This window comes from Kordiimonas pumila, from assembly GCF_015240255.1.
In the GTDB taxonomy this organism is placed as follows: Bacteria; Pseudomonadota; Alphaproteobacteria; order Sphingomonadales; family Kordiimonadaceae; genus Kordiimonas; species Kordiimonas pumila.
This window is the reverse complement of sequence record NZ_CP061205.1, coordinates 3429211-3447683: the sequence shown is the minus strand read 5'-3', so window position 1 is coordinate 3447683 and position 18473 is coordinate 3429211. Positions and strand designations below refer to the sequence as shown.

17 protein-coding genes are annotated in these 18473 nt (G+C 48.6%); 16 read left to right on the top strand and 1 reads right to left on the bottom strand.

What is annotated here, in order from left to right; translation table 11 throughout:
* Window positions 1-198 precede the first annotated feature (198 nt).
* The 15 genes from ICL80_RS15230 (at window position 199) to ICL80_RS15160 (ending at window position 17394) form a co-directional block, all read left to right on the top strand.
* Window positions 199-3075 (top strand): hypothetical protein, encoded by a 2877-nt coding sequence (locus ICL80_RS15230; RefSeq protein ID WP_194213583.1) that lies wholly within the window; start codon window positions 199-201, stop codon window positions 3073-3075.
* Between the two features lie 87 nt (window positions 3076-3162).
* On the top strand, window positions 3163-5769 hold the full coding sequence (locus ICL80_RS15225) for a TonB-dependent receptor domain-containing protein (RefSeq protein WP_194213582.1): 2607 nt from the start codon (window positions 3163-3165) through the stop codon (window positions 5767-5769).
* Window positions 5770-5831: 62 nt separating this feature from the next.
* On the top strand, window positions 5832-6707 hold the full coding sequence (locus ICL80_RS15220; protein ID WP_194213581.1) for a type II secretion system protein N: 876 nt from the start codon (window positions 5832-5834) through the stop codon (window positions 6705-6707).
* Between the two features lie 5 nt (window positions 6708-6712).
* Window positions 6713-8692: a type II secretion system secretin GspD gene (gspD, locus tag ICL80_RS15215; protein ID WP_194213580.1), complete on the top strand. Its 1980-nt coding sequence runs from the start codon at window positions 6713-6715 to the stop codon at window positions 8690-8692.
* A gap of 8 nt (window positions 8693-8700) precedes the next feature.
* Window positions 8701-10191 (top strand): type II secretion system ATPase GspE, encoded by a 1491-nt coding sequence (gene gspE / locus ICL80_RS15210; protein WP_194213579.1) that lies wholly within the window; start codon window positions 8701-8703, stop codon window positions 10189-10191.
* Complete coding sequence (gene gspF, locus ICL80_RS15205) at window positions 10178-11395, top strand: type II secretion system inner membrane protein GspF (RefSeq protein ID WP_194213578.1); 1218 nt, start codon at window positions 10178-10180, stop codon at window positions 11393-11395. The genes gspE and gspF overlap by 14 nt, the downstream gene beginning before the upstream one ends.
* Before the next feature lie 12 nt (window positions 11396-11407).
* A complete protein-coding gene (gspG, locus tag ICL80_RS15200) occupies window positions 11408-11866 on the top strand; it encodes a type II secretion system major pseudopilin GspG (RefSeq protein ID WP_228073597.1) in 459 nt (152 codons plus the stop codon).
* Between the two features lie 5 nt (window positions 11867-11871).
* Window positions 11872-12240, top strand: a complete 369-nt coding sequence (gene gspI / locus ICL80_RS15195) for a type II secretion system minor pseudopilin GspI (RefSeq protein WP_194213577.1) — start codon at window positions 11872-11874, stop codon at window positions 12238-12240.
* A complete protein-coding gene (gene gspJ / locus ICL80_RS15190) occupies window positions 12237-12845 on the top strand; it encodes a type II secretion system minor pseudopilin GspJ (RefSeq protein ID WP_194213576.1) in 609 nt (202 codons plus the stop codon). Before gspI ends, gspJ begins: the two co-directional genes overlap by 4 nt.
* Window positions 12842-13864 (top strand): type II secretion system minor pseudopilin GspK, encoded by a 1023-nt coding sequence (gene gspK, locus ICL80_RS15185; RefSeq protein WP_194213575.1) that lies wholly within the window; start codon window positions 12842-12844, stop codon window positions 13862-13864. The genes gspJ and gspK overlap by 4 nt, the downstream gene beginning before the upstream one ends.
* Window positions 13861-14988, top strand: a complete 1128-nt coding sequence (gene gspL, locus ICL80_RS15180) for a type II secretion system protein GspL (protein ID WP_194213574.1) — start codon at window positions 13861-13863, stop codon at window positions 14986-14988. The genes gspK and gspL overlap by 4 nt, the downstream gene beginning before the upstream one ends.
* The gene (gene gspM, locus ICL80_RS15175; protein WP_194213573.1) at window positions 14985-15467 is read left to right on the top strand and encodes a type II secretion system protein GspM; all 483 of its coding nucleotides are present in this window, start codon (window positions 14985-14987) and stop codon (window positions 15465-15467) included. Before gspL ends, gspM begins: the two co-directional genes overlap by 4 nt.
* Window positions 15464-16207: a type II secretion system protein N gene (gene gspN, locus ICL80_RS15170; protein WP_194213572.1), complete on the top strand. Its 744-nt coding sequence runs from the start codon at window positions 15464-15466 to the stop codon at window positions 16205-16207. Before gspM ends, gspN begins: the two co-directional genes overlap by 4 nt.
* Window positions 16208-16216: 9 nt before the next feature.
* On the top strand, window positions 16217-16711 hold the full coding sequence (locus ICL80_RS15165; protein ID WP_194213571.1) for a hypothetical protein: 495 nt from the start codon (window positions 16217-16219) through the stop codon (window positions 16709-16711).
* A 308-nt stretch (window positions 16712-17019) separates the two neighbouring features.
* Window positions 17020-17394, top strand: a complete 375-nt coding sequence (locus ICL80_RS15160) for a c-type cytochrome (RefSeq protein WP_194213570.1) — start codon at window positions 17020-17022, stop codon at window positions 17392-17394.
* Between the two features lie 116 nt (window positions 17395-17510).
* On the opposite strand, the gene ICL80_RS15155 is transcribed toward ICL80_RS15160, so the two are convergent.
* Window positions 17511-17777, bottom strand: coding sequence for an ACT domain-containing protein (locus ICL80_RS15155; RefSeq protein WP_194213569.1), 267 nt, complete (start codon window positions 17775-17777; stop codon window positions 17511-17513).
* 137 nt (window positions 17778-17914) lie between these two features.
* Between ICL80_RS15155 and ICL80_RS15150 the strand changes: the two genes are divergently transcribed.
* On the top strand, window positions 17915-18382 hold the full coding sequence (locus tag ICL80_RS15150) for an Lrp/AsnC family transcriptional regulator (protein WP_194213568.1): 468 nt from the start codon (window positions 17915-17917) through the stop codon (window positions 18380-18382).
* Window positions 18383-18473: the final 91 nt, after the last annotated feature.

Below are 18473 nucleotides of genomic sequence, written 5' to 3'. Positions count from 1 at the left end.
TTAATTTTATTAATTAAAACAATGGCTTGAAAAATTGTTACACATTGTAACAATTGGTGCAAATAACCGCAACCAAACTGAAACAATTGTTAATTACCCCGTGCATCGGGAGCTGGCTGGTTAATTAGCTGGTCCGTTCGCTTGGCTCTTAAACATAAACGTATTTCCAGGCCCATTGAGCACCGTACGGGGAAAACAATGACAAAACTTCAGATTCTAAAGAATACATTACTGGCAGCGGTTGCTGCTTGCGCGCTCGTCGCTTGCGGCGACGATAGCACTGAGCTGGCATCGCCAGGCACAGTTGCACCAAACCCAGGTACAGGCACTCCTGAACCACAACCAGAACCTGAACCAGAACCATCGTCTAAAATTGACCGTGGTGGTTTCGAGAGAACATCTGCGGGTGACTGCCCATCAGGTACATCTGCTACAACAGTAGGCGATCAGACACACTGTACGCTTTCTGGTACTGTTACAAACGACGTGACGCTAACTTCAGGTAATATTTACCAGCTTTCCGGTAAAGTGGTTATTGGTGTTGACGTTGGTGCAGACGGTACTGCCGCTGCAGGCGACCCGGCGACACTTACAATCGAACCAGGTACTGTAATTTACGGCCCTTCGAAAACAGACCTTCTGGTAATTTCTCGTGGCTCAAAAATTGAAGCTGCGGGTACTGCTTCTTCCCCCATTATTTTTACATCAGCACTTGATCTTGATTTGGCAAGTGAACTGGGTGTTACGCCAGCTGCATCATACAGCGGCTTGGCCCTTGAGGAGCCTTTCACGTCAGAGTGGGGCGGCATTGTTATCAGTGGGCGTGCTTCCATCAACACCTGTAACGGTGCTGGAATTTGTGAAGCTGAAGGTGAAGGCGATAGTGGTCTTTACGGCGGCGATGATGATACTGACGACAGTGGTACATTCAAGTATGTACAGGTTAAATATGCGGGTAACCCGATCACCGCTGATGACGAGCTGAACGGTATTGCGTTCCAGGGCGTTGGTTCAGGCACAGAAATCGATTATGTGCATGTACACAACGGCGCGGATGACGGCGTTGAGTTCTTTGGTGGTACAGCACAAGTAAAACACCTTGTTATTACGGGCGCTGATGATGATGGCTTTGACTGGACACAAGGTTGGCGCGGTAAAGCCCAGCATGTTGTGATCATTCAAAACCCGGCGCAGCCTGCATCTGACCAAGGTATTGAAGCTGATAACTACGGTGATGGTAACGACTTCTTGCCACGTGCAAAGCCACGCCTTGCTAACTTCACAATTGTTGGTTCTTACAGCAAGGGCGGCGAAAGTGACATTGGTATGCTGCTGCGTGAAGGTACTGGCGCGAATATCTATAACACTGTTGTTTCTGACTTCGGTGATGCTTGCCTTGATATTGACCAGACTTCAACTTTCACTAACGCTGGTTCAAGTGCAACAAACCTAACTGGTAATCTTACAATCCAGTCTACCTTGTTCTCTAGCAACTGTAAGACTGTGTTTAAAGATGACGGCGCAGATGATGCGTTTGATCTTGAGGCATATTTCACTAACCAGTCCAACAACGTTGTGGGTGCAACATCACTCTTTAACAACTTTATTAATGGCACTGCGGAAACAGCTGTTACAGCAACAGACGTAAGTGCGGTTGATACTTTCTTTGTTGCAACAGACTATATCGGTGCGGTTGCAAGTACTTCTGCCTCTGATAACTGGACTTTAGGCTGGACATACGGCCTGAACCCAACACCAGAGTGTCCAGAAGCTACAACTGAAAACTCTGACGGTGCCTGTGTTGTATCTGGTACTATCACGGAAGACCTGACACTGGTTGCCGGCCTTGATTATATTCTTTCAGGCAAGGTTGTTGTTGGTGTGGATATGGGCCCAGACGCTTCTAGCCCACTTGCAACTGGCGATGCGGCAACGCTCACTGTCGAGCCTGGCGTAACGGTAATGGGTGCTGACCTTTCTTCTTACCTTGTTGTTACACGTGGTTCAAAACTGAACTCAAACGGTACAGCAGATGCACCAGTAACCTTTACAGCGATTGACCCTGATACACGCGATCTTGACACAGACACCTCTCTTTGGGGTGGTATTGTGATCAACGGCCGTGCCACGATCAATACATGTAACGGTGTTGGTACACCTTGTGAAGCTGAAGGCGAAGGCGACAGCGGCCTTTACGGTGGTGTTGATGACACTGACGATAGCGGCCAGATTTTCTACACTCGTGTGATATATGCCGGTAACCCAATCACAGCAGACGACGAACTGAATGGTATTGCGTTCCAGGGCGTTGGGTCTGAAACTGAGATTGACTATCTGCAAGTTCACAACGGTGCAGACGATGCGGTTGAGTTCTTCGGTGGTACAGCGCAAGCTAAACACCTTGTTCTAACCGGCGCTGACGATGACAGCCTCGATTGGACACAGGGCTGGCGTGGTAAGGTTCAGCACGTTCTGATCATTCAGAACCCGAACCAGCCTGCAACAGACCAAGGCTTTGAAGCTGACAACTACGGTGACGGTAACGACTTCCTGCCTCGTGCACATCCAATGATCGCTAACGCGACAGTTCTGGGTGCGGGCGAAGCTGGCGGTGAAAGCGACATCGGTATCCTTCTCCGCGAAGGTACAGCAGCTAACCTTTACAACATTGTAGTGGCTGACTTTGGCGATGCCTGCCTTGATATCGACCAAACTGCTACCTTCACTGTATCTGGTGCCAATGCAACGACCCTCACTGGTGACTTGACAATGGAATCAACACTTCTGAGCACGACATGTGCCACAGTCTTCAAAGACGACGGTGCAGACGATGTGTTTAGTGTGGAAGACTGGTTCCTTGGCCAAAGCAACAACCTTGTTGCAGCAGACACACTGACAGCTACTTCTGGTGGTGCAGCCTTCAAAACCTACATCAACGGCGCAACAGAGAACGGCGTAACTGCGACAGACGTAAGTGCAGTGAACAGCTTCTTTGATGCAACCACCTACGTTGGTGCGGTTCAAAATGCTGCAAACGACTGGACTGCCGGCTGGACAGTTTGGCTTAACCAATAATCAAGCCTAATGCGGTGCCGCAGTGCAAGACGAGAGGTCTTCACTGCGGCACTGTCTCGTAAATTTTGAAAGCTGATGGTGGCCGTAATGAAAATGAACCACAATAAATTTAAGAGCGCACTTCTTGCCTCAACTGTTCTTTTGGTGCCGGGGCAGGCTTTCGCACAGGATACAGCGGCTCAGGACCGGAATGACGTTGAAGAAATTACAGTCCAGGGCCGATATATTCCCGACGAAAAGCGCGCAACCTCTGAAATTGCCAATATTCTTGATAGTGAGAGTTTTTCACAAGCCGGTGACAGCGATGTAGCTGTTGCCTTACAGCGTGTGCCGGGTCTCTCTGTTGTTGGCGGCAAATATGTCTTTGTACGGGGTCTTGGTGACAGGTATTCATCAACACTTCTAAATGGATCTTCCATTCCAAGCCCAGAGCCGCTTCGCCGCGTTGTGCCACTGGATATTTTCCCGACTGCAATGATCGAAAATGTTCTGGTACAAAAAACCTACTCGCCTGAATACCCGGCGTCTTTTGGCGGTGGTGTGATCGACCTTAGAACCAAAACCATTCCTGACGAATTTGTGCTCGAACTGGGTGTTGGCACAAAGGTAAATACAGCATCTACCTTCAAAAAAGGCCTTAGCTACGATGGTTCTGGCTCAGAAATACTGGGTTTTGGCGGTTCCATGCGGAATATTCCAAAAGAAATTCTGGCTGATGTAACGCTTGAGAGCCTGACACCTGCTGAACTTGAAGCCGCAGGCGAAGCTTTGCCAAATATCTGGTCTATCGATGAGGAAAAGAACCTGCCCGGTGGTAGTTTCAACTTCCTTTGGGGTAACCGTTATGATGTTGGCAGTGAAAGCGCATGGGGCTTTTTTGCAGCTGTAACTTATGATGTTGAGCAAACAAACCAGTTTGGTTTTCAAAAGGGTTTCAATACCTCGAATGCTGGCCTTGTTGAGCGTTATAGCTTCTCTCCAGAAGTGTGTGACAGCTATGACGGTGCCGGTGATGACTGTGGCACGCGTCAGACAGAGATGGAAATTAACCTGAATGGCATTCTGTCCCTCGGGTATGAGATTAACGCAAACAACTCTCTGAACCTTACAAGTATGGTTCTGCGTCAATCCAAGAAAACATCTTTAATCCAGAAAGGTTTCACAGCATCAGAAAAAGATGAACTGCGGACGCTTTCCTATATAGACTGGACTGAAAGTCAGGTTTTAACCAACCAGCTTTCTGGTGAGCACACATTCGCCCTGTTTGGTGATAATGGCATGTTTCAGGATATGGATTTTGACTGGCGTGTAAACTATTCACGAGCAGACCGCGATGCACCACTGCGCCGTGAAATCACCTATGTTTTTGACGATAACGACGATGTGTTCCGCACACTTGCACGGTCTGATGCCAATACAACATCATACAGTGCTCTTGATGATGAATCATACGAGGCTGGTTTTAACTTTGTCCAGCCAATGAGCATCGGTGATTTCGCTGTTGATATAAAAGGTGGCTTTACTTACGAAGATAAAGAACGCAGCTACGGTGTGGTTCGCTACTTCTTTGACTTCCCTGCAGGTGCAAACTTCGACCTTAGGGAACTGGTGCCTGAAATTATCTTTGGCCCAGCAAACATTGCTCCGGGTGGCATTGAACTGGCGGAAAAATTTGACCCGTCAGATTATTTCACGGCTTCGTTTGAAAACAAGCAAGGCTATTTAGGGGCAGACGTTCAGGTAACAGACAAGCTGCGGGCCGCCTTTGGTATGCGGTATGAAAACTCAACCCAGATTGTCTCCACTGTAGACCGTACGACAGATACACCCGTGGTGGTAACGCAGAACGCAGAATACTGGCTGCCATCTGCAACACTGACGTATGAATTTGTTGATAACATGCAACTTCGTCTTGCTTACAGCCAGACAATCACCCGTCCTGATATGCGGGAACTGTCATCTGCTCCGTTTATCAATGACGAGCGTCGCCGGACTGTTCGCGGTAACTTGAACCTGCAAATTACCGAGATCAATAACTATGATGCACGCTTCGAATGGTATTTTGCGGCAGGCGAATCTGTAACACTGGGTCTGTTCTACAAAGAGTTCAGTAATCCGATTGAAGAGACATTCACTATTCTTGGTGAAGGCCCGCTTCAAGGTTATATCAATGCGGACTCTGCTGAACTGAAAGGTGTGGAACTTGAGGTTCACAAAATCCTGCCACTTCAGGACTGGTTAGGTTGGGATTGGCTTGGTAGCCGCGAAGTTTATGTTCGTGCAAACGGATCGTATATCGATTCAGAAACCATAATCGACCCAAGCTCTAGTTTTGCATCAACTGCAACCAATCTTGTGCGTTCTATGCAAGGTCAGTCTGACTGGCTTGGTAACCTACAGTTTGGTTGGGAAGATGTTGAACGCGGTGAATCTCTCGCTTTGGTGTTGAACTATACTGGCAAGCGCCTGTCTGGCGTTGGCATCAACGGTGTTCAGGATGAATATGAAGTGCCGCCAATGATGCTGAACTTTGTGTACCGCAAAGAGCTTGAAATCGGCAGCAACATTGTTGAGCTGAAAATGGAAGCAGAAAACATTCTGGGCGACAAAGCTGAGTGGACTCAGGAAGGCCAGATTGTTGAGCAGTATGACCTTGGTCGTACCTTTGCTGTTGGTGTTACCTACAAGTTCTAGAACTATTTACTAACAATATTGGTCAGTCGCTGAGGCGGCTGACCACACATAAAGCAAAAAAAATGCTGATTAGAAACAAAGAAACATCCGGCGGAGATCACAAAAGTGACACGTCGACCGCAGCTAAAGCTGCACATCTGTTTACCTCTGTTCCCTTGTGGCTCAGGGGCCTTGTTGTTTGTACCGAAATTATACTGGTTTTGGCGCTTGGTTATTTTAGTGCCGGGTGGATAACGGGGTATCAGGCAGAAGAAAACTGGCAAATGCCGGTGGTGCCGCATGCCGCAAAGGGTGTGCCTCTGCATTCTAAAGCGCCTGCTGCCATTAGCGGTTTTGATCCTTTTTATAGAACAATTGTGCAAAAAGCAGCTACCGGCAAGGCCGCGCCAGAAAGCAGCATGAAAATAGCTATCTTTGGTCTAAGGACAGATAAAAACGGTGGCGGTAGCGCTATTTTGAAAGTGGGTGATGACCCACAGCAACTTGTGCAACTGGGTGGTGCCATCAAACCGGGTGTGACATTAACCGGTATTTTTAATGACCGGATCGAGATTTCACGCTCTGGTGTACGGGAAACAGTTTATATGTACCCGGCATCTGCGCGTAAGACGCCGCAGCCACAAGGTTTATCAACCTCTAATGGGCGCTCCGTTGCTGGGGCAGAATTAGCGGGCTTAGTGCAAGGTCTTGCACTAACGCCAGCTTATTCAGGTGGTCGTATTGCTGGCTTTCAGGTGGGTATTGCTGCGTCAGATCCCAGTTTGCAGGCGCTTAGCCTTGAACCCGATGACATTGTTTTGTCTGTTAATGATATTGCCCTTGTCTCTTTTGAACGCCTAACCGAACTGGCAGACGAATTAAACGGCGTTCGCCGCGTGTCTTTTACATATGAACGACGCGGTGAAAAACGCGTTCAAACCATTCCTGTAGTGTGGTGAAATTTATGATCAAATCAATGAAATATGCCTTGTTGTCATGTCTGTTAATGAGCAGTTTCCAAACTGGTGCTGTACAAGCAGCAAGTGAAGGGCAGGTGCTGAATTACAATGATGCCGATATCAGGGTGTTTATCGACGATATTGCAGCGCTCACGGGTAGAACCTTCATTATTGATCCGCGTGTTAAAGGCAAGGTGAACGTTGTTTCAAGCGAACAGGTTTCGGCGGAAGGTGTGTTTCAGACGTTTCTATCTGCCCTTCGAGTGAATGGCTTTACTGTTGTGCCTACGGCAAGTGGCGCCTTTAAAATTGTACCCGATGATGTGGCGGGGCAAGATTCTACGCTTGTTGGTGCCAGTGGTCGTGGTGACCAGTTGGTCACGCGGGTGTTTACTCTTAAATTTGCTGACCCCCTTGCGGTGCAAGCAGCCGCAAAGCCGTTCATTGATAAAAATGGCCGCACGTTTGCCCGCAAAGGTATGCAGCTTGTTATCATGACAGATTATGCAGAAAACCTGCGCCGTATTGCTGACTTGATAGCCTCTATGGATACAGACCCTTCTGTTATCCGCACCTTGACACTCGAAAATACATCCGCCACAGAAATGGCAGAAATTGCCCTTAGCCTGTCAACACAGCCGGGCTTTGAAGATAGCGCACGTCTAACCCTTACGGCTTTGCCGCTTGAAAGCAGCAACACCCTTATTTTAAAAGGCTCCCGCGACGTTATTGATAGCTTTTTACCTGTTTTGAAAGAACTGGATAAAAGCAATGCCTCACGCGGCGACCTGCGGGTTATTTACTTGAAGCATGCCAGTGCAGAAAAGCTTTTGCCAATGCTGGAAACGATCACAAAATCGCTTTCCCGCAAGGATGCAACGGGTAAAGAATTGCCCGGTAACAGCGATGTTACGATTTCGTCGTATGCTGGCGCAAATGCGCTGGTTATTAATGCATCTTCCGAAATGCAGCAAAAGGTCGCGGGTGTTATTCACATGCTGGACCTGCCGCGCGCGCAGGTGCTGGTAGAAGCTATCGTTGTTGAAGTATCTGAAGGGGCTGCAAAAAACCTTGGTGTGCAGTATATTCTCGCAGGTGGAGATCGGAGCAATATACCGTTCACCGTTGCTAACTATTCCAATACAGCACCCAATATTTTAGCCGTTACTGGCGCGCTTGCTCTGGACGGTGATAGCAGTAGTAGCGATGGCGATTCTGATAGTACCTCAACGTCTGATTTACTGAAAGCAACAGCGGTTGATTCTCTGCTAGGCTTAAATGGCTTTGCGCTTGGTATTGGTGGGCAATCAGATAACGGCACTATTTTTGGCGCAGTTTTAACGGCGCTCAAACAGGATACCGGCAGTAATATCCTTTCAACACCTTCGATTGTTACAATGGATAACGAGCCTGCACGTTTTCTCTCTGGGCAGGAAATCCCGGTTACAACAGGTGAGGCCCTTGGCAGTTCAAATACAAACCCGTTCCGCACTATTGAGCGGAAGGATGTTGGTGTGCAGCTTGAAGTAACTCCGCAAGTAAATGAGGGCGATGAAATCCGGCTCGCTATCAGGCAAGAAATTTCGTCTATCGCTGGTTCTGTGGGCACAGACTCTTCACAGTTGATTACCAATAAGCGCGAAATTCAAACCACCGTTAGGGTGAAAGACGGCGAAATTGTTGTACTCGGCGGCCTTATTGAACAAACGGAAAGCACGCGTACTGATAAAATACCGTTGTTGGGAGATATTCCCATATTAGGGCACGCTTTCCGGTCTGATAGCAAATCATCAGCAAAAACCAATCTGATGATTTTCTTGCGCCCAACAATTCTGCGTAGCAGCGACGACCTGAAAGCCGCCACAGGCCATAAATATGGTTATATGCGTGCAAAGCAGGCTGGCATTAAATCACAGATCCCTCTGGATGTGTTGGTACAGGAAGTGATGGGCGGAACCGCGCCTGATATGCAGGGTAACAATTAGGTTCAGCCATGACAGAAAAACCAGACACACTTCTAAAATATGGCTTTGCAAAAGACTTTGGTTTTGCCGTGGCAGGCTATGAAGAAGGCGCGGCGCTGGTCGCCATGCGGGCAGGGGCTGATATAGCTTATCTCCGTGAAGTGCGACGTGTGATAGGCCAGCCTATTAGGCTTGTGCACAAAAGCCAGCAGGAATTTGATGCACATCTTTCAACCGTTTATGCGGCAGATGGTTTTGATGCATCGTTGCATGATAACCTGCCGGTTGAAGGGCTGGACAGCGCCTTGGAAGGGTTGCCTCAAACAGCGGATTTACTGGCGAATGATGACGATGCCCCCGTTATACGCCTTATTAATGGCCTGATGGCGGAAGCGGTGAAAACCCGTGCCTCTGATGTGCATTTGGAACCATTTGAACATACACTTTCCGTACGGTTGCGCATAGACGGTGTTCTGGCAGAAGTTGCCAGTTTGCCTGCGCGGTTGGCACCGTTTATTGTTTCGCGTATCAAGGTAATGTCACGGCTTGATATTGCTGAAAAGCGCTTGCCGCAAGATGGCAGGCTTTCCCTGACACTCGGCGAAAAAGCAATTGACGTGCGGGTTTCAACATTGCCTTCGAGGCACGGCGAGCGGGTGGTTCTTCGGTTGCTGGATACAGCGCAGGCGCATTTAACCCTGCCTGACCTTGGTATGCCGGATGCGGTTTATAGGGGCATGAAGAACCTGCTTGCAGAACCTAACGGTATTTTGCTGGTAACCGGGCCAACAGGCTCTGGTAAAACAACCACGCTTTATGCCAGCCTGTCGCTGCTAAACGACCAAACCCGCAATATTATGACGGTAGAAGACCCTGTTGAATATGCTGTACCGGGGGTGAGCCAAACGCAGGTAAACTCTAAGGTTGGGATGACTTTCGCATCTGGCCTGCGCGCAATTTTACGGCAGGATCCTGATGTGGTGATGGTGGGTGAAATCCGCGATATGGAAACGGCTGAAATGGCTATTCAGGCTAGCTTGACCGGCCACCTTGTGCTTTCGACAGTGCATACAAACAGCGCTGCTGCCGCTGTTACACGCTTGAAAGATATGGGCGTAGAGCCGTTTTTGATGTCATCAACTGTTAAGGGAGTGTTGGCACAGCGCCTTGTGCGCAAACTGTGCCCCGTGTGCAAACAGCCACACAGTAACGCGGCCCATGTAGCAACACTTTTAAGTATTACGGATACGAAACGTCTTGCGGAGCCTGTAGGGTGCCCAGCGTGCAATGGTACAGGGTATAAAGGCCGTATCGGTATTTATGAGCTTTTGCATGTTGATGACACAGTGCGCCATCTTATACAGGAAAACGTTTCGGAGCAGGCGATTGAGAAACACGCCTTTCAAAACGGGGGCACCCTGTCGCAGTCTGGTGCTCAGCTGGTTGAAGAAGGCATCACGACCGTGGAAGAAGTGATGCGGGTTTCAAGGGTTTCAGGGGCTACACATGCAGGCGTTTGATTACAAAGCCCTTGATAGCAGGGGCAAACAAAAAACCGGTGTGATCGCGGCAGAAAGTGAACGCGAGGCGCGCCGACGGTTGAAAGATGGCAATCTTTATGTCACGGCGCTTGCACAGTCTGGCCGGGATAAAAAATCGGGCTTTAGTTTTGCTGCGATGACAGACAAAATATCCTCGCGCGATGTGGCACTGGTTACCCGCCAGCTTGCAACATTGCTTGAGGCTGGCGCGCCGGTTGAAGAGGCGGTTAGTACCATTGCCGGGCAGTCGGAAAAGCCTGCTGTGCGCCGTGTGCTGATGCGGGTGCGCACCCGCGTGATGGAGGGAATGCGACTGTCACAGGCACTAGAGCAGGAACCCGCAACATTTGACAGTTTATACAGGTCAATGGTGGCAGCGGGCGAGGCATCTGGTGATATTGGCCGTATTCTTTCCCGTATTGCGGACCACAGGGAAAAGTCGGAGGAGATAAGTGCTAAAATACAGACAGCGCTGCTATATCCTGCGGTTCTGTCTGTTGTGGCGTTTGGTGTGATCTGTGCCATGATGGTTTTTGTAGTGCCCAAGGTGGTAACCCAGTTTGAGGGGTACGGCCATGCCTTGCCGCTTCTTACGCAGATCGTTGTCGCGGTGTCTGGCTTTATGGTTGATTATGGTATCGTGTTGTTGCTTGTGGCCGTCAGCGGTGTGGCGGGTTTTATTGCTTTGATGCGTCGCCCAGATTTTAAATACAGGATTCATAGTGTGCTATTGGCCTTACCGCTTATTGGCAGGCTTATACGCACCGTTAATACGGCGCGGTTTGCGCGGTCAGTTGGCACCCTTGTAGATGGCGGAAGCCCGCTTCTGGAGGCCATGACAGCCTCAAAGGCAACAGTGATGAATGCACCCATGCACAAGGCCCTTGAAAGCATTATTGCCGAAGTGCGTGAAGGGGTGGCCGCATCTGCTGCCATCAGGCAGTCTGGCATGTTTATTCCCATGTTGTCATACATGATGGCGGCGGGCGAAAAAAGCGGGCGTATTGCAGATATGCTGAGCCGGGTTGCAGATTATCTGGACCGGGAATTTGATGATTTTTCCAAAAAAGCATTAAGCCTTTTAGAACCTATGATCGTTGTGCTCATGGGTGTTGTTGTTGGTACAATTGTTATGTCTATCATGCTGCCAATCTTGCAATTGAACAGCCTGATTTTGAAGTAACGGAGAAACGAGATGAAAAACATAATGATGAAAAGACTGCGGCAGATGCTTAAAAATGCTCGTGCAGATGATGGTTTTTCCCTAATCGAACTGATGGTCGTAATTGTTATTATGGGCCTGCTGACAACTGTTGTTGTTATCAATGTGATGCCAAGCAGCGACCGTGCTATGGTAGACAAGGCCCGTGTTGACATTAGCCGCCTTGATCAAGCGGTTGAAATGTTCCGGATGGAAGCCCGCCGCTATCCTACTACTGAAGAAGGTGTTGAGGTGCTGACAAAGGCTCCTAAAGGCTCGTCGCTTAGAAGTGAGGGTATTATCAAAGACCTACCAAATGACCCATGGGGCAATGATTACCAGTATCTCTACCCCGGTGAGCACGGCACGTATGATATTTTCTCGTATGGGGCTGATGGTCGCCTTGGTGGTGAAGGCCTGAGTGCTGATATTGGCAACTGGAAACAGGACTAAACAGCATGAACCTGAAGGCGGATAATGGTTTTTCCCTAATTGAAATGCTTGTAGCAACAGCTATTCTGGCGCTGACAGCCGTTGCTTTGCTGGACGGACAAGCAGGTTCACTTCGGGTTACGCACCAGCTTCAGGATAAAACACTAGCGGCTATTGTTGCAGACAACAGAACGGCGCTTGCCCTTGGGTCTGCAGCACTGCCTGTACCCGGCAACCGAAGCGGCGAAGAAGACCAACTTGGCAGCCGGTATATGTGGCGCGAACAGGTACGGCTCATGCCTGAAAATGATATATTGGTAATTGATATTGCTGTTCTGGATGCAGAGGGGGGGCACACACTTGTCAAGCGTACCGCCTACAGGAGGGCAGAGTGAAAAGTGAACTAGGCTTTTCCCTTATTGAAACACTGGTTGCGGTGGTGGTTTTTGCTGCCGTAAGTGCCGCGGGCGTTGGTGTATATTCCAACTACCAGAAGGGCCAAACAAGCCTGTTTGTGGCTGATGCGCTAACAACACGGCTGCAGGCGGTGCAGCAGGTTTTAAAAGAAGACATGGACAGCGTTTTGGTGCGCCCAGTGCGCGGTGTGTACGGTGGTACTGAACCAGCTTTTAAAAGCGGTGAAAAAGGTAATAGTGATACGCCTTTACTGCGCTTTGTTCGCGGCGGGAAAATGGTGATGGAAGCTGGTACATCATTGCCCTCACTGGAGCTTGTTGAATACTGGCTGAAGGAAGGCCAGCTTGTGCGCAGGTCCTATAGTCAGCCTGATAGAACACCAGATTCTGTATATCATGATCAAACGCTTATTACGGGTGTGAAGGCTCTTGAAATACGGTTCCAAAAAGACACTGTTTGGCTGCAAGATTGGCAACCTGCCTCTCTTGCAGGTAGTTACATGCCAGATTTGGTTGACTTGAAATTGCAGTTAGGCGGTAAAGGCACGGTACATACACTACTAGCTGTGGGGGTGCGTGGATGAACCGCTTTCTTCTTACGCTGCAATCTGTGACGGGCGCTATCACGTCGGATAAAGGCGCAGCCCTTGTGATGGTGATGGTGATTGTGTCCGCCATGAGTGCGGGTGCAGTGTTGGCATTTGATACGATGAATTTTTCTATCAGGAAAACGGCACGCACCGATATGTATGATCAGGCCCGGCTTTATGCATACGGCGGGGAAAATATAGCTCGTATATATGCTGAAAAACTTAACCAGCAGGATCAGGCAATAAAAAATTACATGGGGCTTAATAGCGCACAGGCCTTAACCTACCCGATTGATGGTGGCAGTGTGACCGGCACCCTTGCAGATGCCAGCAATTGTTTTAACGTGAACAGCCTTCTCTATAACCCTGTAGATACGGTGCCCACAAACGATATGACAGACGGCATGATACGCTATCAGAGCCTTCTGGCTGCTGCAGGCTTTGCGGATGGGCACGCCGCGCACTTGACGGCCACATTGAAAGACTGGCTGGATACAGATACACGCCCAAGCCCAGCTGGTGCTGAAGATTATGATTATGCGCTTGGCAAGGCCCCATACCGGGCAGCTAACACCCTGATGGCTGATATTAGCGAGCTTAGGTTGGTAAAAGGCTACAGCCTCGAAGTGCTGGAAGCGATAAAACCTTTTTTATGTGTGCGTCCTGATAGTGCACCAAGCGCGTTGCAGGTCAACAGCTTGCTACCTTATCAGGCGCCGCTTCTTGTTAGTTTGATGGGCGGTAAAATATCGCTCTCGGAAGCGGCAGTTTTGATATCAGAGCGGCCTAGTGCGGGGTATGCCAGCGTGGCTGCGTTTTGGAAAGAACGACTGTTTAACGGTATGATAATTCCACAGGAAACACGGGCGCACATTACACTGAAGCCACAAGCTTATCTAGCGACTATAAAAGTTCAGTTTCAGGATGCAGTTTATGTCATGGCTTCTACAATTGGAATGCAGGATGATGGCACTAGCCTTGTACTTTCCCGTACCAGAGGGGTATGGAAATGAGTAAATATTTGCTTCTTGAAATAGGTGCCTCCGCTAGAGAGCTGAAACGGACTGGTTTTGTTTCTGAGGCGGGTGTGTGGCTTGCAGATGTGCCTGTAGGGGATGTCGCAGAAAGGGCGGTAGAGGCCGATAAAACCATTGTGGTATGTGAAGGAGCGGCCTTTTCTAGTTGGGTGGTTGATGTACCTGTACTTGGGGCAGCTAAACTGCAGAAAATCCTGCCGAACCTGATGGCTGATCTGTGTGCAACACCCATAATGGATACTCACTTTTCCCTTATCGGGCAACCAGAGAGCGGGAAGGCATTTATCATTGCTGCTGCGCGGTCGTTTCTAGATAACGTGCTTGAATTTACAAATAGTATAGGGGTTTCACCCGACAGGGTTTTGCCTGATTATTGCCTTTTGCCTGTGCAGGCTGAGCATGCCGTGGCAGTAACCCCTGAAGGAAATGTAGTGGTGCGCATGGCAGATGGTAGCGGCTTTTGCGGGGAGCCTGATCTTGCAGTTCTTATGGTGCCCGACCTGATATTGCCAGCCGCCTTGACAGAGCAGGTTTGGAAGACGTTTTTGGCGAAGGCATTAGAGACTGAGGCAAATATACTGACTGGGCCTTACGCAAAACACACTAATGTTTTTGCTTTTATACCTTTGTTTAAACGATCTGCCATCCTTGCAATGATTTGTTTTTTTACATGGGCTGCGGGTACATTTTATATGGCGCAATCCTACAACGACAAGGCAGAAGTCTTGTACGAGGCGGCGGAAGAAAAGTTTAAAAAGGCTTTTCCTGATGTGAAACGCATTGTGAACCTTGAAGCGCAAATGCGCAGTAAAATCAAGGATGCAGAAGAAAAGCAGGGTGGGCAGTTTTTATCTGTATCTTCGGCCTTTTTTAAGGTGCTATCTGGCGTGGAGGGAGCTTCTCTTGACGGGGTGCGCTATGATCAGAGCCGGACTGAGTATACCTTGACACTTGCCTTCAGCAGTTTTGCTGAGGCTGATACATTCAGGCAAAAAATGAACGCATCTGGTATCGCTTTTTCAGAAGGTAGTAGCCGGCAGGAAGGCCCTGTTATCCTGACAGATATTTCCCTTAACCTTAATGCGGGAGCAAGTAGATGATAGGGTATTGGAATATGTTATCAGCCCGCGAACGGCTGTTGTTGATGATAGCTGCAGGGCTTGCGTTTATTGTGCTTCTATATGCTTTTGTGGTGCGCCCCGTTACTTTGTACAAGGAGGAGGCAGAGCAAAATTATGAACGTGCTATAACTCTGTATGAAAATATTATCTCCGGCTCAGATCAAGCTTTGGCACTGCAAGCAGCTACACCTAAAAGAATAAAGGCTGATACTGACCAGCCCGCACGGGTTGTGATCGCTCTCGCTGCACGAGATGCTGATGTGCAAGTTAGCCGTATTCAACCGGGGGAAGAAGGTGCGCTTGCCATATGGGTGGACAGTGCGGCTGCGCCTAATATTTATCGCTGGCTTGCTGCGCTTGAGGCAAAGCACAGTATCAGCCCTGTTAAGGTTTCCATGAACAAAACCAGCGTCGACGGTATGGTTAGAGCGCAAGTTGAGTTTGGGCCAGAAGCATGATGCGTTCTCTACCTCTTAAAAACTGGTTTTTGGTGTTGCTTGGTTTTGTGGCGTTCGTGTTTTTTGTTGTCTTGCAGGCGCCTGCATCCTTTGTTTTCTCAAACATTTCTCAGGTTTCTGGCACTTTTGAAGGCACCCTATGGCAGGCTCGTGCCCGTGCTTTGACCGTAAACGGTATTATGCTTGAAAATGTCACGCTGGAAACAGGCTTTTGGCCTTTGTTGGCTGGTGATTTAGTAACACGGGCAACTGTAAACGGGCGCGATGTGCGCGGTATGGCAACCTTTGTTTCATCGGGGGGTACATATTCGGTGAACGAACTACAGGGGCAGTTTTCAAAAGCCATTGGTTTGTATGGTGTTCGCTTTTTGCCAACAACCCATATTCAGGCAACAACACTGGTGTTTAGTGATACAGGCGAGTGTATGAGCGGTAGTTTCCAGCTTGAAACCACTTTTCTGCAAGATATGCTCAGGCAGCTTGGCGGCGATGCGCCTGTTCTTTCAGGGATGGGTGTTTGCACGGATATGGGCATCAAGCTGGACCTTGCAGGTAGCGATGATGGAATGCGGGTTGAAATTCCTGTTAGTGTTAATCAACAAGGTATGGCATCTGCCGATATTACTGTTATACCAGTAATATCGGCAGATGAAGGCATGCGAGCAGTTGCCGGAGTGGCAGGCTTGCAGTATGACGGCACGGCGTATAAGGGCACACTGCAGTTTAGCCTGAAACCATAGGGGAACGATGTGAAACATAGTGTTGCAATGGTTTTGATGGTGTTTTTGGCGGCATGTGGGGCTGAAAAAAAAGCACCAAGCCAAAGTGTTTCCATGGCTGCGGCAGAATCTAAAACGCTGGGAAACGATGAAGTTCTTTCTCGTATTGGTATTGTTGCACAGCAGAAATTGCAGGCAGGCGAGTGTGGCTTGTTTTTGTGGCTTCGCCGCGAAGACGCGCCCCTGATTTATTTTCAGCGGTCTGCAGAGGATGCCGCACTTATGATCCTTGACGGCCAGCGAGCAGCACTGAAACTTCGATCAAAAGAGAAGCTGATTGGCGCGTCATTCCACGAGCAGCAATCTTTTTTGTCAGGGGATATGGAAATCACTCTGGCTATTCATGCCGAAAAAGATAAGAGCCTGAGGCAAGGTTTGAAGGTACCATCTGGTACCTTGACTCTGCGCGAAAAAAGTGGCTGGTCAGCCTCTTTGCCCGTTGCTGGTGCGATTGGTTGTAAATAAGACACTAAATTGACTGTTAACTGTCATAAAACTGGCGAATAACAGCCCTAAATATTTCAAATCCTTGAATTTTTTGTGACGCGGCCTTGAGGCTGTTGACTGTGTATGCCGTCCACTTAAGATGCCCGGAGTTTCTATACAGCATAAACTCTTTAGCCGTAGCTTTGCTACGGCTTTTTTTTGTCTTCTTTGTGGGTGTAGCTTGTGTCGAATTGTCGCGACATAAGGTTTTTTCTGGACGCTTGCGTGCAGGGTCTTTATCTTGCCGCGCATGTTATAACTCTATCGAGTTGGAAAGGTAACAGACGATGAAATTAGCACGCATGTTAGTGGCAATTGGTTTTGTTGCACATCTTGCTTTGCCCGCAGCGGCAGACGGTGATGTGGAAAAAGGCGAACGGGTTTTTCGTAAATGCAAGGCATGTCACTCCCTTGAGGAAGGCCAAATGATGATGGGACCTTCTTTGCACGGTGTTATGGGCCGCACGTCCGGTACGGTTGAAGGCTATAAATATTCAAAAGCAATGGTTGATGCGGCTATTGTCTGGAACGAGGAAACTTTGGCGGCGTACCTGCAGTCACCGCGTACCTATGTTAAGGGCACGAAAATGGCGTTTGTTGGCCTCAGGAAACCAGAGGAAATTACCGATCTTCTTGCTTATTTGGAAGCAAACGGCGGCTAATAGCCTGCCAACCGGTGTATATATTAAAAGGCGACACCGCAGGCTGTGCGAGGTCGCCTTTTTATATTCCGCATGGGGGGAGGCGGAATAACAGTTCAATTTTCTTAACGGGGCAGTTAGTGGGCAAGAACCAGTGTTTCAACGCGCACAGCCCTTACGGTCACAATTTGGCGAATTTTATTCATCAAAAGGTTTGTATTCTGGTCTTCCACATCGCTGCAATCCAGCTCAATCCATTGCTGGCCATTATCTGTTTGGCGCGCGGACATGTTATAATACGGCACACCGCGAACGCTAAAAAGCTCAAGAACGCGCGAAAGTGTGCTGACCTCATAATCAGCCTGCACTGAAAATCTGGTCCGGGTTTTACCTCTTAATACCATGGGTCGTCTCCGTTTGGTTATTTGTTGACAGGAAAATAGCCGCAATAATGTGGAATGTGTTCCCTATAATTTGACAAAATAAGGTTTATGTGAGAAAATATTTCATATTATGGTTTTAATGTGGAAATAAGTACCGTATGATAGACGATCTTGATGCACGCATCCTGAATATCTTGCAGGATGATGCCACTATTCCCCTTAATGATTTAGCAGACAAGGTGGCTTCAAGCCGGTCCGCTGTGTGGCGGCGCATCCAAAAACTAACAGATGATGGTGTTATCAAACGCCATACTATTATTCTGGATCCGGAAAAGGCTGGGCTTGGCGTTATGGTGATAGCGCAGGTTAAAATGCAGGCTCACAGCCGCGATAGCTTGCCACATTTCATTGACAAGGTGAAAAGTTTTCCCGAAGTGATCGAGTGCCATACCCTGATGGGCGACGTGGATTTTTTCCTTAAAATCCGCGTGAAAGATGTACAGGCTTATGAGGACTTTTTCTGGAATAGCTTGTCGCAAATTGAAGGCGTACGCGAAATAAATTCCTCCATTGCTCTCACCGCATGGAAAAACACCACTAAAATTGCGGTTAAGCCAACAAAATGATCTTGTCCGGGCTGGTTTACCTTTTCCACATGGAGCAACAGGTTGACGACCTTATTGAGTTTAAGGCATTAATATTGCAATGAAGTAAGAT